Genomic DNA, 13,280 nt, shown 5'->3' with positions numbered 1-13,280 from the left:
CCCCCTACGCGTGCCGTTGGCGCCGCCGAAAGAGCGGACGCATGGCTGGCGCGTTGACGCCTTCGCGATCGCCGCCATCGGTCTCCGCCCACAGTAGGGCGACCGCGTTGTTGGGCGTGTTGTGGTCGAGCACGAGCGGAAGCGCGCACGCGCCGTACCCGAGACCGAGATGAGTCGCGCCGCCGACGTCGGTGTGTTTCGTCCGGATCTTGGGGTCGTAGTACGACTCGGTGAGCTTTAGGAAGTCGTCGTAGCGGCCGGGCACCGAGTCTATCGGCAGGTCGGGCGGCAAAATTGTGCCGAAGGAGGCGTGCATAGCGCGGGCCCAACCGGCGCCAAACACCTCGGCCGTCCTGGCCAAACGACCCTCGATTGCCTGAGCCGCCGCCGCTGACGCGACATAGTGATGGATGCAGAGTTCCCAGCCGTCCTCGAACAGCGCGTCTCCTTCCAACGCCTCCGTCGCATTCTGGACAGAGTCTTTGAAGCGGAGGAGCTTGCCCTTCCACTTCTCCTTCTTCTCGTCATATCGCAGGAACGAGGTGCCCGTGCCGGCGAAGTCGTCGACAAGGTAGACAAGGCGGAAGCGCGCCTTAGGGTCGCCCAGGTTACTGCGGAGATTGTCGAGTAGGTCCCTCCACTTTTCCGTGTCCACCTGCGTGCCCTGGACGAGCTGCTCGTTGTTGAGAAGGCCGGCGTTGGCGTGGCGGATCGTGTCGATCCTCGCCCCGTCGCTCAGGCCCATGAACAAAGTCTGGCGGCGCAGACGTTCACCGGCCGCGCGGGCCTCCGGATCGGCGAGAACACGGTAGGACGGCATGCCGCGTTCAGCGGCGACCGTGCGGATCAGGCGGTCGCGAACTGTCCGCGGGTAGAACTGCTCCACTAGCCGCTGCATTTCGCCGGTGCCGATGTAAACGAGGGTGTTGCGCACGAACGCATAGGCGGTCTCCCGCTCGTGCGGCTCAAACTGCTGGAGCCACGTGGCGAGGCTCTCGATGAACCGCATGCCCGCCTGAAAATCGCGATAGCCGTCGTACTTTAGGCGCGCCATGAGCCTGAGCCACTGGAACTCCTGGCGGGCGCGGTCGTCGTTCCAGTTCATGATCTGGCCGAGGACCTTGAGAGCGAGGTCCTGGTTCATCGAAACGATCCTTGGGCGAACCGCAGACGCCCGCCCTCCACCTCGAGCGCGGTCAGATAATCCAACGTGACGGACGGGCCGCGCTGCCCGGGCTCGCCGAGGTGCCAGCAGGTCGTGGGGTCGACGCTGATCTCGTCGACACCCAGCGCGAATGGCTCACGCAGCAGCTCGTAGTCGTTGCCCGGCCAGCGGCCGCGATCCCCAATGGCGAGGATCGGCTCGTCACCGACCGACTCACGTAATCGACGAATGACGTTCAGCTTTGAGACGCCTCTCGCGACGATGTCCACCGAATGGCTGGAACGGGTCACGTTAACCCCTTCGGCGCTAGCGATGAGAATGACTTGGCGGGCCAGGTCCCAGAGGCGGCTCTCCGGCATCACGCGGGTCGCCTCCAGCGTGATCTGGAACGGGCGATCCTCCTGGCGCGCGCACTCGGCGAGTTCCGGTTGACGACGCAGCGCCTCGGAAAGCGGCAGGAGGGCGGCGCAAGGTTTCGCCGACCCGTCTGGCGTTCCGTCGTCATCGAGCGAGGCCACCTCGGCGCCATTGTAGTAACCGATCAGAATCCGAGGCCACAGTAAGCGAGGAAGACTCTTCTGCAGGTCGAGCCGCACCGATCGACCACGTCCCGTCGCCACGGCGATCCTCGCGCCTGCATCTGCAAGGCGAGCGAGTTCGGCGATCATGGCTTTTGGGGCGGGTTCGAACCGGTGGCGCGTGTCGACCACGGTGCCATCGTAGTCGAGCACGATCCCGGCGAAGCGCGCCTCGGCCAGCCGACTCTCGAACCCTGTGAGCGCTTCGTGCCAGCGGTCGAGTTCGCCAGAGACCGCCAGATCGCCGGGCTTCACGCCCGACTTCCGCGCGATCGCGGCGGCCTGGCGCGGGCTCAGGCGACCCGGCGTGGCGCTGCGGCGCGACCTAGGCAGTGAAAGGTTGTAGAGCTTGCGCCCGAACTCGGGTACGCCTGGGCGGCCTGGATCAATACCGCGCGTGAACCCGGCCCACCCCGTGATCCGTAACGCCGCCACCAGCGATGCCAGAGCACAAGCGCTCGGCCCACTGGCGAGCTCAATGCGTGCTTGGGGAATACCTGCCGGAATGTGCTCGAGTGTTCGCTCTGCAAGGACCCGATCCGCCTCGGTGACGAACGCGAGCACGCCGCTCGTCTCCCCGCGCTTGGCGAGCCAATGATGACGGCCGTGGGCGAAATTGCGGTAGTCCGCGACCTGCAGGTTGCCGATGGCCGCTTCGGTGAATTTAGATTCGAGGTCTACGGCGCCGATTCGGGTGGAGGGGCCGTGCAGGACAAGGGTGGTCGATCGCGCCCAGAGCGGCGCCGTCGCCGCCTCCCATGCGGCGACAGTGCCACTGGCTTCCACGAGCAGCGCCTCCAGATGCGCGGCTGCGTCGTCCCAGTCGGCGTCGGCCCCAAATTCACTAGCGTAGGCGCGCGTGAGGACGGCCGTGAATGCGAGGAGAGAGTTGGTAGCGAGAAACCCGTCCTTGCCCGCTGGCGGAGGGTAGAGCATCAGGTCGACGAACGGATGCTGGCGGCAGAGCTCGGCCAGCGGGCTGTCTTCGCGGCCGCACAGGATGCCGAGCTGCCGAGGCTCGCGCAGGATCAGCCCCTTCGCCGCCGCCATGATGTCGACGTTGCCGCCGCCCGCGCTGAGGAGCCACGTCGCAACACTCGGGTCGAGCGGCTCATCGGTGGCCTCAAGGGGCGTGGCGACCGCGGCCAGCCGTCCGGTAAAGCGCTGGTGCAGCGCAGCTAATGCGTGAGCCGCCGTGAGCGAGCCGCCTGACCCGATGGCGCGGAGCGACGAGCGACCAGCAGTGCGGACGGCGCGGCGCATGGCCTTGAGATCGGCCGCAGCCGCCCAGGCGAACGTCTCACCCAGTTTCGACATTTCGTTCGCATAAGGGCGCGCCATGGTCCTCCAGCAGCTTCATCCGGTGGTTCACAGGCCGGATTTTAGCAGCGACCATGAACGGAACAGGAACGGGGCTCAAGCCGAGTTTTGGGCCGCTGTCCTTTTAACAGAGCGGCCCGCCCCCCGCCTAACCCGCTATGAGCCACTTTCAAGAGCTTTCCTGTGCGCACGTTTACGAGCCCGACGCGGCGCACACCGGGTAGGGTTTCTCGACACGAGCACAGCTGGAGCGTAGCGGCTTCGCCTAGGTCCTTAAGGGTTCATGTCGCTGTGAGAAGGTCCGCTAAGAGTGTTTGTGGCGGCTCTCGGCGACCATCTCGTACGTTGCGCCGCCCTCACGTGCCTAGGGTGAGGGCAATCTCAGAGTAGAAGGTATTCGTTTCTTCCAGCTAAGGGGGGCTGGATAGATCCGAACTTTCGGTATCGTTTCGATCCGCAGCTCAGCCATTCGCGCTGAAAAGCGGACATCCTGAAGTTCGGCTTAGGGTCAGCATCCGCTGTGTTTAGGCAGCGGCATCACGATTTAGCTGACTCACCGGCCGCCCGCAGCTGGCAAATCCGCGAGTAGCACGCAGCGATGACTATGTGAGACGATACTGTGAGCCAGCTCGAAAAACCAAGCTAAGTGCTTGATTTTATTGGCGCGCCCTACGGGAATCGAACCCGTGTTTTCGCCGTGAAAGGGCGACGTCCTGGACCGCTAGACGAAGGGCGCTTGGGCTAGGCCGGGGTTCTATAGTCGGACCGGGGGCGTCCGGCAACCGCTGAAGCGCCACACCGCTCGGGTTTGACCGCGGGCCGGCTTGGGGCGATGGAGAGCCATGCCGCAACCGCCTCCTCGCATGACCTTCGTTCTCGGCGGGGCGCGCTCCGGCAAGAGCGCCTACGCCGAAGGGCTGATCGAGGCCTGCCCGGGGCCCTGGCTCTATCTCGCCACCGCCCAGGCCTTCGACGCCGAGATGGTCGATCGCATCGCCCAGCATCGCGCACGGCGGCCGGAGGCGTGGCGCACCCGCGACGTGCCGCTCGCCCTGCCGGAGGCCGTGGCCGAGGCCGAGGGGCCCGTCCTGGTCGATTGCCTCACCCTCTGGCTCACCAACCTGATCCTCGCCGAGGCCGATCTGGACGCTGCGACGGCGCGCCTCCTCGAAGCCTGCGCCGGCGCGCCCGGCCCGGTGGTGCTGGTCGGCAACGAGGTCGGGCTCGGGATCGTGCCCGACAACGCGCTCGCCCGCCGCTTCCGCGACGCGGCCGGGCGTCTGCACCAGCGGCTCGCCGCCGAGGCCGACCGGGTCGTGCTCACCGTCGCCGGGCTGCCCCTCATCGTCAAACCCGGAGCCCCCGCATGAACGAGGACGAAGCCCGCCACCGCGCCAAGATGGAGAAGCGCAAGGCCGTGCAGGACGCCGAGGTGGCGGAGAAGACCCTCGAGAAGGGCCTGCTGCTGGTCCATACCGGCCCCGGCAAGGGGAAGAGCACGGCCGCGCTCGGGCTGATGCTGCGGGCGCTCGGCCGGGGCTGGCGGGTCGGCATGGTGCAGTTCATCAAGGGCGGCTGGGACACGGGCGAGCGCCATGCCGTGGCGGCCTTCGGCGAACGGGTCGTCTGGCACACCCTCGGCGAGGGCTTCACCTGGGAGACGCAGGACAAGGCCCGGGACATCGCCGCCTGCCGCCACGCCTGGGACGTCGCCGCGGGCCTGATGGCCGATCCCACGATCCGCCTCCTCGTCCTCGACGAGCTCAACATCGCGCTGCGCTACGACTACCTCGACCTCGACGCGGTGCTGGCCGCGCTCCGGGGGCGCCGGCCGGATCTGCACGTCGTGGTCACGGGCCGCAACGCCAAGCCGGCCCTGATCGAGGCCGCCGATTGCGTCACCGAGATGGGCAGCGTGAAGCACCACTTCGCCGCCGGCGTGAAGGCGCAGGAAGGGATCGAGTTCTGAGCCCGCCGCGGACCAAGGCCCTGATGATCCAGGGCACCGGCTCCGATGTCGGCAAGTCGCTGCTCGTGGCGGGGCTGGCGCGCGCCTTCACGCAGCGGGGCTTCAGGGTCCGGCCGTTCAAGCCGCAGAACATGTCGAACAACGCCGCCGTCACCCAGGATGGCGGCGAGATCGGCCGGGCGCAGGCGCTCCAGGCCCGGGCCGCCCGGGTGGCGCCCTCCGTCCACATGAACCCCGTGCTGCTGAAGCCGCAGAGCGAGGTCGGCTCCCAGGTGGTGGTGCAGGGCCGGATGGTCGCCACCGTGAAGGCCCGCGACTACCAGGCCTGGAAGCCCCGGCTGATGGACGCCGTCCTGGACAGTTTCTCACGCCTCGGGGACGAGGCCGACCTGATCCTCGTCGAGGGCGCGGGCTCGGCCTCGGAGGTGAACCTGCGCGCGGGCGACATCGCCAACATGGGCTTCGCCCGGACCACCGATACGCCCGTGGTGCTCGTCGGCGACATCGACCGGGGCGGAGTGATCGCGAGCCTCGTCGGCACCAAGGCGGTGATCGATCCCGACGATGCCGCGATGATCGTGGGCTTCATCGTCAACCGGTTCCGGGGCGATCCGAGCCTGTTCGCCGACGGGATGCGGCTGATCGCCGAGCGGACCGGCTGGGCGGCGCTGGGCCTCGTGCCGCATTTCCCCGCCGCCGCGCGCCTGCCGGCCGAGGACGTGCTGGGGCTCGCGGGCTCGGAATCGCGCCGACAAGGCGCCGTTACGGTGGCGGTGCCGGTGCTGCCGCGGATCGCCAATTTCGACGACCTCGATCCCCTGCGGGCGGAGCCCGGCGTGTCGGTGGTGCTGGTCCGGCCCGGCACGCCGATCCCCGCCGAGGCCGCCCTCGTGCTGCTGCCGGGCTCGAAGACCACGATCGACGACCTGGAGGCGTTTCGCCAGGAGGGCTGGGACATCGACCTGCGCGCCCATGTCCGCCGGGGCGGCCGGGTGCTCGGCCTGTGCGGCGGCTACCAGATGCTGGGCCAAAGCCTCGCCGACCCGCATGGGATCGAGGGGGCGCCCCGCACGGTGCCGGGTCTCGGGCTCCTCGACGTCGAGACCGTGATGACGCCGGAGAAGCGCCTCGTCGCCGTCACCGGCACGAGCCTGCCCGACGGCGTGCCGTTCTCCGGCTACGAGATGCATATCGGCGCCACCGAGGGGCCCGACGCGGCCCGGCCGCTCCTGCGCCTCGCCGACGGGCGCCTCGACGGGGCGGTCTCGGCGGATGGGCACGTGGCCGGGACCTACGTGCACGGCCTGTTCGCCGACGACGCCCAGCGGGCCGCGTGGCTCGCGCGCCTCGGGACGGCCTCGGCGGGGGCCGGCTACGAGGCCGGGGTCGAGGCGGCGCTGGACGGGCTCGCGCGGCACATCGCGGCCCATGTCGATTGCGATCGCCTCCTCGCGCTTGCGCGGTAGCCGGACCTTGAGCCAGAGATTACTCTGCGTATTTGCCGGCCCTCGCCACGAAGGGCCGCGACCGCCCAGAGGAACGCCCAGAGGAACGCCGATGCCGTCCACGCAAGCCCCGCCCGGGGCGGATCTCGCCGCGAGCACCGTCCGCACGGTGACCCTGCGGCTGATGCCGCTCCTCGGGCTGCTCTACCTGATCGCCTATATCGACCGGCAGAATGTCTCCTACGCCAAGCTGGAGATGGTCGGCAGCCTGGGGCTGAGCGAGACCGCCTACGGGCTCGGGGCCTCGCTGTTCTTCCTCGGCTACTTCCTGTTCGAGGTGCCGGCCAACGTCTTTCTGGAGCGGGTCGGGGCGCGGATCTGGTTCGCGCGGATCATGATCACCTGGGGCCTCGTCACGGTGCTCCTCGGCTTCACCCAGAACGCCGCGATGTTCTATGGGCTGCGCTTCCTGCTCGGGGTCGCCGAGGCCGGCTTCTTCCCCGGCGTGCTGTTCGCCCTCACGCTCTGGTTCCCGCAGACCCATCGGGCGCGGATGATCGGCTGGTTCATGATCGCCAGCGCCATCGCCAACGCGGTCGGTGCGGCGGTCGGCGGGGCGCTGCTCGGCCTCGACGGGATCTGGGGGCTGGCGGGCTGGCAATGGGTGTTCCTGGCCACCGGCGTGCCGGCGATCCTGATGGCCTTCGTGGTGCTGGCCGTGCTGCCGGATGGCCCCGAGACCGCGCCCTGGCTGTCGCAGGCCCAGCGCGGCTGGCTCAGCCGGACGCTCAAGGCCGAGAACGAGGCCGGGGGCCATGTCGACCACGGCAACCCGTTCGCGGCACTCCTCGACAGGCGCGTGCTGATGCTGGCGGGCATCTACGTGTTCCTGCCGCTCGCCGCCTACGGCCTCGGCTACTGGCTGCCCACGGTGGTCAAGGGGTTCGGCGTCTCGAACCTGACCAACGGCCTGCTCAACATCATCCCCTGGACGGCCACGGCCGTCGCCCTGTGGTGGGTGCCCCGCCACGCCGCCCGCACCGGCGCGCAGGGCAACGCGCTGACCTGGCACGTGGTCGGGCCGGCGCTGGTCGGCGCGGCGGGCCTCGCGCTCTCCGTCGTCCTGCCGGGCAACGCCGTGAAGTTCGCCTGCCTGTGCGTGGCGGCGGCCGGGACCTTTTCGGCGCAGCCGGTCTTCTGGTCGATGCCCGGGACCTTCCTGCGCGGCGCCACGGCGGCGGCCGGGATCGCGGCGATCAACTCGGTGGGCAATCTCGGCGGCCTCATCGCGCAGAACGCCGTGCCGTTCATCCGTGATCAGACCCGGAGCGACCTCGTGCCGATGCTGTTCCTGTCCATCTGCCTCGCGGTGGGGGCCGGGCTGATGTTCGTGGTGCTCACCGCCCTGCGGCGGGACGCGGAACGGCGGGGCGTCCCGGAACGCGCGCGTGCGATCTGAACGCGCGGCGGGTTCGTGCGTTATCATTCATCGCGCCGGCAAGGCCGGCACGATGATGCAAACCCGCACGCCTGCGGGCCATCGTCGAGGAGGGCACCGCGATGAGTCAGGGATTTCCGCTCATGATCCTCGCCTTCGGGACGCTCGGCGGGATCTGGTTCCTGGCCGCCGCGGCCCGGAAGCAGGTCGCCGACGCCAAGGGCAGCCCGGAGCGCTCCAACGTGATCCACCACCATGGCGGCGAGCCGCGGCCGAACATGCCGGGCACCGAGCACTGAGCGCCTGAATTCCGGGTTTCCAGAGGGCTTGAAGCCCTTTGGCGGGGTGTCGGGGCAGAGCCCCGACCAGGGCTCTGCCCTGGACCCGTGAAAGGGTACGCCCTTTCGAAACCAGGACTGGAGCGCCCTCAGCCGGCGGCGATCCGCCGGCAATGGTCGAGGGCGGCGCCGATCAGGTTGTCGCTGGCCTCGGGCGTCCGGAATGCGGAATGCGCCGAGAGGGTGACGTTCGGCAGATCGGCCAGCGGGTGATCCGCCGGCAGGGGCTCGACCGTGAACACGTCGAGACTCGCCTGCGCGACATGGCCCGTGCGCAGGGCCTCGATCAGGGCGTCCTCGTCGATGACCGCGCCCCGGGCGGTGTTGATCAGGAGGGCGCCGGGCTTCATCGCGGCGATGCGGGCGGCCGACAGGAAGCCCCGGGTCTCGTCGGTCAGCAGCAGATGGAGCGAGACCACGTCGCTCTCGGCGAGCAGGTGCTCCAGGGGAACGAAGGTGACACCAGGATGCGCCTTCGGGGTGCGGTTCCACGCAAGCACCCGCATGCCGACGCCGCCGCACAGTCGCGCCATCTCGGCCGCGATCCCGCCGAACCCGACGAGGCCGACGGTCTTGCCGGTGAGCTGCATCGCCTCTCTGCGCAGCCAGGACCCGGCGCGCATGGCCCGGTCCATCTCGGCCAGGCCCCGGGCCGCCGCCCACATCAGCGCGAAGGCGCATTCCGCGACCGCGGTGTCGCCATAGCCCTTGATGGTGTGAACCGTGATACCGAGTTCGGCCGCAAGCGCCTCCGGGTCCATGTAGCTGCGCGCGCCGGTACCCAGGAACACCACGTGCTTGAGCCCGGCGCAGGCCCGGGCCACGTCGAGGGGGAGGGCGGTGTGGTCGATCACCGCGATCTCGGCCCCCGCCAGGAGGCCGGGCAGGTCCTGCGGGGTGATGGCGGGCTCTTCGTGAATGGCGAAGGGCGGGTCGTCCGGCCGCAGCAGGCGCCGCGCCACCGCCGCCAGCGTCTCGCTGGCATCCACGAACACCGCGCGCATCGGCTTCTCCCCGTTCCCCCGTCACGATGCGCCGGGAGCGCGGATCGTGCCAAGTCCTCGGGGGACCAGAAGTCCTCGGGGGACCAGAAGTCCTGGGGGACCAGAGCCGCGATGGGCGTCGCGCGGCACCCAAGCACGAAAAAGGCCGGTCCCTGCGGACCGGCCCCGTTCATTCCGTCCTGTCGGAGCGGCTCAGCGCTGCAGCGAGGCCGTCTGCGGCGCGATGGTCGGCGGGGTCGCCTGCGCCACCGTCACGGCGCTGCGCGGCGCGGTCGGCATCCAACCGGTGGCGCACTGCATGACCAGGGCGAGGCCCAGGGCGATGCAGAGTCCGTTGGCAGCCATCCAGAACGGGCGCGCGGCCCGCCGCACGGCGGCTTGAAGCTCCTCGGCCGACTTGCCCGCGGCCTCGACGGCGCGATCCGAGATCGGCAGCAGCCACGGCTCCGTCGGCAGGGCATAGAGACCGGCCATCTCGTTGGAGCCCGGCAGGTTTTGGAACAGTCCGTTCGACATGTTCGTCCTCCAGATTCGTCCGTGATGTCCCGGCTTACCGGGCCATTCGTTCATCTACAGTTAAGGGACGATTGTGGCTGATGCAAGGTCACAGCCCTTGTCCGCGGCTGCCCGGATGCCATGGCCGGCCCGGCCACGCTTCCAGCCTATGCAGCTAAACCTCTGATCTGCAAAGATCTTCCGGAACGGCTGTGGCATTGCCGCATCGACGTGCGGATCTGCACCTCCGGCACCGATCCGTTCCTGAACGCGCGGCTTTCCTGAACGGATTCGTTCATCCGGCGCCGATCAGCCGGATCGCCGCCTCGCGCTCGAACAGGTAGAGCAGCACCCGCAAGGCCTGCCCCCGGGGGCTCTTCAGGCCGGGATCGCGCTCGACGATCATGCGGGCATCGTCCCGGGCCGCCTCCAGCAGGGCGCCGTCGCTCTCCAACCGTGCGAGCCGGAACGCCGCGAGGCCAGATTGCCGCGTGCCCAGCACCTCGCCCTCGCCGCGCAGCTTCAGGTCGGCCTCGGCGATGCGAAACCCGTCCTCGCTCGACCGCATCATCTCGAGCCGCGCCCGCGACACCTGCCCGAGGGGCCCCCGATAGAGCAACAGGCAGGACGAAGCCTTGGAGCCGCGCCCGACCCGGCCGCGGAGCTGGTGCAGCTGCGCCAGCCCGAACCGCTCCGCGTGCTCGATCACCATGATGGTGGCCTCGGGCACGTCGACACCGACCTCCACCACCGTGGTCGAGACCAGCAGCTTGGTCTCCCCGGCGGCGAACCGCGCCATGGCGGCATCCTTCTCGGGGCCGGGCATCTTGCCGTGGATCAGCCCGACCGCGTCGCCAAAGTGCTGCTTCAGGTCGTCGAACCGCTCGGCGGCGGCCGCGAGGTCGATGAACTCGGATTCCTCGACCAGCGGGCAGATCCAGTAGACCCGCTCGCCCCCGGCGATCGCCCGCGCCAGCCCGGCCACCACCTCGTCGATCCGCTCGGTCGGCAGCGTGATGGTGCGGATCGGCTGCCGGCCGGCGGGCTTCTCGTCGAGGATCGACACGTCCATGTCGCCGAAGAAGGTCAGCGCCAGGGTGCGGGGGATCGGCGTCGCGGTCATGACCAGGAAGTCGACCGCCTCGCCCTTGGCGCCCAGCGCGAGGCGCTGGTGCACGCCGAACCGGTGCTGCTCGTCCACCACGGCGAGGCCGAGGTCGCGGAAGGTCACCGCCTCCTGGAACAGGGCGTGGGTGCCGACCAGGATGTCGATCTCGCCCGCCGCGAGGTCGGCGAGCGTGCTCTTGCGCTCCGCGGCCCGGTCCCGGCCGGTCATCAGGCGCAGGCGTAAAGCCCCGACGAGCGGCTTCAGCCGCTCGAAATGCTGCCGGGCCAGGATCTCGGTGGGGGCCATCAGCGCCGCCTGACGCCCGGCCTCGACCGCCGACGCCGTGGCGAGCAACGCCACCGCGGTCTTGCCCGAGCCGACATCGCCCTGGAGCAGGCGCAGCATCCGGCGCGGCGCGGCGAGGTCGGCGCGGATCTCCGCCACCGCCCGGGCCTGCGCGCCGGTCAGCGCGAAGGGGAGGGCGGCCTCGATCCGGGCGCTCAAGGTGCCGTCCCCGGCATTGACCCGCCCGGCCTTGCGCCGCTGGCGGGCGCGCAGAAGGGCCAGCGCCAATTGCGAGGCGAGGAGCTCGTCGTAGGCGAGCCGCTTCCGGGACGGCGTCGCGGGGGGCGGCTGGAGCGGGTCCTCGGCCTTCGGCGGCGCCTCCTCGGGGCGATGCTCCAGGCGGAGCGCGTCCGCGAAGGGCGGAAGGCGGTTCTTCTCCAGCCACGCCGCATCCTGCCATTCCGGCAGGGTGGGCAGCCGGTCGAGGGCCGCCACCGCGAGCTTGTTGATCGCCCGGGATGTCAGCCCCTCGGTGGCGCCGTAGACCGGCTCGACGGCGGGCAATTCGGCCAAACCCGCCTCGTCCACGATCCGCGACGGGTGGACCATCTGGCGGGTGCCGTCCCAGAGGTCGATCCGGCCGGTGATGTAGCGATGCGCGCCGAGCGGCAGCATCTTCTCCACCCGGGGGCGGGGCATGCCGAAGAACACGAGCGTGATGTCGTGGCCGGAGGCATCCTCCACCACCACCCGGTGCGGGCGCTTGCCGGACCCGATCTGGGCCGGGCGGTGCTCCACCACGGTGACGCCGAGGGTGACCGGCTCGCCGGTCGGCGCCTCGCCGACCGAACCCATGAGCTTTCGCGCGACGCCACCCTGGGGCAGGTGGAACAGCAGGTCCACCACCCGGGCCTCGCGCTCGGGGGTGCCGAGCAGCTTCTCGATCATCGGCGCCATCTTCGGGCCGATGCCCGGCAGCGACTGGGCCGGGGCGAACAGCGGATCGAGGAGGCTCGGGCGGAGCGAGGGCGCCTCGGCGCGCGCGGCCGCCTCCTCCGGCGCCTCGGCGGCGTCGGGGTCTCTCACGGACAGGTCCTGAGTCGCGCGTGCATCTGTCATGGCGGTTCGGCGGACATGGTGCCGGAGGCGCCTTATCATCCGGTGCATCCCGGCGCGCCAGTGCGTCAGGATGGGGACCGATATCCATGGCCAGCGACTTCCTGCCGGGCTTCGACCGGCACCGGATCGAGACCGCCCCCGGGGTGACGATCCACGCGCGCGCGGCGGGCCGCGCCCGGCCGGCGAGCTCCGGGCCGCCGGTGCTGCTGCTGCACGGCCACCCGCAGACCCTGTCGACGTGGCTGCACGTCGCCCCGCGCCTCGCCGAGACCCGCACCGTGGTGGCCATGGACCTGCGCGGCTACGGCGATTCCTCGAAGCCCCCGGGCGGCGAGCGCCATGCCAACTACGCCAAGCGCGCCATGGCGGCCGACGCCGTGGCGGTGATGCGGGCGCTCGGCCATGACCGATTCGCGGTGGTCGGCCACGACCGCGGCGGGCGCGTCGCCCACCGCCTCGCCCTGGATCACGCGCAGGCCGTGGAGCGGATCGCCCTGTTCGACATCGCACCGACCGCGACCATGTACGCGCGCACCGATAAGGCCTTCGCCACCCGCTATTTCTGGTGGTTCTTCTTCATCCAGCCCCATCCGCTGCCGGAGACGCTGATCGGGGCCGACCCGGAATACTTCCTGCGCCACCACGTCGAGGGGCAATCCAAGACCCCCGGCTCGACGCCGCCGGACCTGTTCGCCGAGTATCTGCGCTGCTACGCGGACCCCGCCTGCCGGCACGCGATCTGCGAGGATTACCGGGCCGCCGCCGGGATCGACCTGGAGCACGACGCGGCCGATTCGCAGGCGCGCGTCACGGCGCCGCTTCTGGCGCTCTGGGGCGCGAAGGGCACGGTCGGCCAGACCTACGACGTGCTGGAGACGTGGCGCGAGAAGGCCACCGATGTTTCGGGGCGGGCGCTCGAGTGCGGCCACACCCTTCAGGAGGAACGGCCGGACGAGGTTTTTTCGGAGCTGGCGGCGTTCCTGGGGTGACAGGGCGGCTGCGGCGCCGTGGCCCGC

Annotated in this window: 12 protein-coding genes and 1 tRNA gene; 7 read left to right on the top strand and 6 right to left on the bottom strand. The window is 70.0% G+C overall.

Annotation, left to right across the window (positions count from 1 at the left end; all coding sequences use genetic code 11):
- Nucleotides 1–4: 4 nt before the first annotated feature.
- The 3 genes from AAHG09_RS26465 to AAHG09_RS26455 all read right to left on the bottom strand — a co-directional run bounded on the left by AAHG09_RS26465 (nt 5) and on the right by AAHG09_RS26455 (nt 3,799).
- Nucleotides 5–1,144, bottom strand: coding sequence for a phosphoribosyltransferase-like protein (locus AAHG09_RS26465; protein ID WP_342110485.1), 1,140 nt, complete (start codon nt 1,142–1,144; stop codon nt 5–7).
- A complete protein-coding gene (locus tag AAHG09_RS26460; protein ID WP_342110484.1) occupies nt 1,141–3,084 on the bottom strand; it encodes a trehalose-phosphatase in 1,944 nt (647 codons plus the stop codon). Before AAHG09_RS26460 ends, AAHG09_RS26465 begins: the two co-directional genes overlap by 4 nt.
- Before the next feature lie 639 nt (nt 3,085–3,723).
- Nucleotides 3,724–3,799 (bottom strand) — tRNA-Glu (locus AAHG09_RS26455).
- A 127-nt stretch (nt 3,800–3,926) separates the two neighbouring features.
- On the opposite strand from AAHG09_RS26455, the gene cobU reads away from it, so the two are divergent.
- From cobU to AAHG09_RS26430, 5 genes are all read left to right on the top strand, one after another.
- Nucleotides 3,927–4,433 (top strand): bifunctional adenosylcobinamide kinase/adenosylcobinamide-phosphate guanylyltransferase, encoded by a 507-nt coding sequence (gene cobU, locus AAHG09_RS26450; RefSeq protein WP_342110483.1) that lies wholly within the window; start codon nt 3,927–3,929, stop codon nt 4,431–4,433.
- Nucleotides 4,430–5,032 (top strand): cob(I)yrinic acid a,c-diamide adenosyltransferase, encoded by a 603-nt coding sequence (cobO, locus tag AAHG09_RS26445; protein ID WP_342110482.1) that lies wholly within the window; start codon nt 4,430–4,432, stop codon nt 5,030–5,032. Before cobU ends, cobO begins: the two co-directional genes overlap by 4 nt.
- A gap of 23 nt (nt 5,033–5,055) precedes the next feature.
- Nucleotides 5,056–6,498, top strand: coding sequence for a cobyric acid synthase (locus AAHG09_RS26440; RefSeq protein ID WP_342110481.1), 1,443 nt, complete (start codon nt 5,056–5,058; stop codon nt 6,496–6,498).
- Nucleotides 6,499–6,589: 91 nt separating this feature from the next.
- Complete coding sequence (locus AAHG09_RS26435; RefSeq protein WP_342110480.1) at nt 6,590–7,936, top strand: MFS transporter; 1,347 nt, start codon at nt 6,590–6,592, stop codon at nt 7,934–7,936.
- A gap of 101 nt (nt 7,937–8,037) precedes the next feature.
- On the top strand, nt 8,038–8,214 hold the full coding sequence (locus AAHG09_RS26430; protein WP_244003818.1) for a hypothetical protein: 177 nt from the start codon (nt 8,038–8,040) through the stop codon (nt 8,212–8,214).
- 128 nt (nt 8,215–8,342) lie between these two features.
- On the opposite strand, the gene AAHG09_RS26425 is transcribed toward AAHG09_RS26430, so the two are convergent.
- Together AAHG09_RS26425 and AAHG09_RS26420 are read right to left on the bottom strand one after the other, a co-directional pair.
- The gene (locus tag AAHG09_RS26425) at nt 8,343–9,257 is read right to left on the bottom strand and encodes an NAD(P)-dependent oxidoreductase (protein ID WP_342110479.1); all 915 of its coding nucleotides are present in this window, start codon (nt 9,255–9,257) and stop codon (nt 8,343–8,345) included.
- 192 nt (nt 9,258–9,449) lie between these two features.
- The gene (locus AAHG09_RS26420; RefSeq protein ID WP_342110478.1) at nt 9,450–9,773 is read right to left on the bottom strand and encodes a hypothetical protein; all 324 of its coding nucleotides are present in this window, start codon (nt 9,771–9,773) and stop codon (nt 9,450–9,452) included.
- 120 nt (nt 9,774–9,893) lie between these two features.
- Between AAHG09_RS26420 and AAHG09_RS26415 the strand changes: the two genes are divergently transcribed.
- Complete coding sequence (locus tag AAHG09_RS26415) at nt 9,894–10,037, top strand: hypothetical protein (RefSeq protein WP_342110477.1); 144 nt, start codon at nt 9,894–9,896, stop codon at nt 10,035–10,037.
- Nucleotides 10,038–10,047: 10 nt separating this feature from the next.
- On the opposite strand, the gene recG is transcribed toward AAHG09_RS26415, so the two are convergent.
- Nucleotides 10,048–12,264, bottom strand: a complete 2,217-nt coding sequence (gene recG, locus AAHG09_RS26410) for an ATP-dependent DNA helicase RecG (protein ID WP_342110476.1) — start codon at nt 12,262–12,264, stop codon at nt 10,048–10,050.
- 86 nt (nt 12,265–12,350) lie between these two features.
- Here recG and AAHG09_RS26405 point away from each other — a divergent pair, with 86 nt between their 5' ends.
- On the top strand, nt 12,351–13,253 hold the full coding sequence (locus AAHG09_RS26405; RefSeq protein WP_342110475.1) for an alpha/beta fold hydrolase: 903 nt from the start codon (nt 12,351–12,353) through the stop codon (nt 13,251–13,253).
- Nucleotides 13,254–13,280 lie beyond the last annotated feature (27 nt).

It is taken from the genome of Methylobacterium guangdongense (assembly GCF_038442355.1).
In the GTDB taxonomy this organism is placed as follows: Bacteria; Pseudomonadota; Alphaproteobacteria; order Rhizobiales; family Beijerinckiaceae; genus Methylobacterium; species Methylobacterium guangdongense.
Note: the sequence above shows the minus strand (reverse complement) of the source record. Positions and strands in the feature narration are given on the sequence as shown.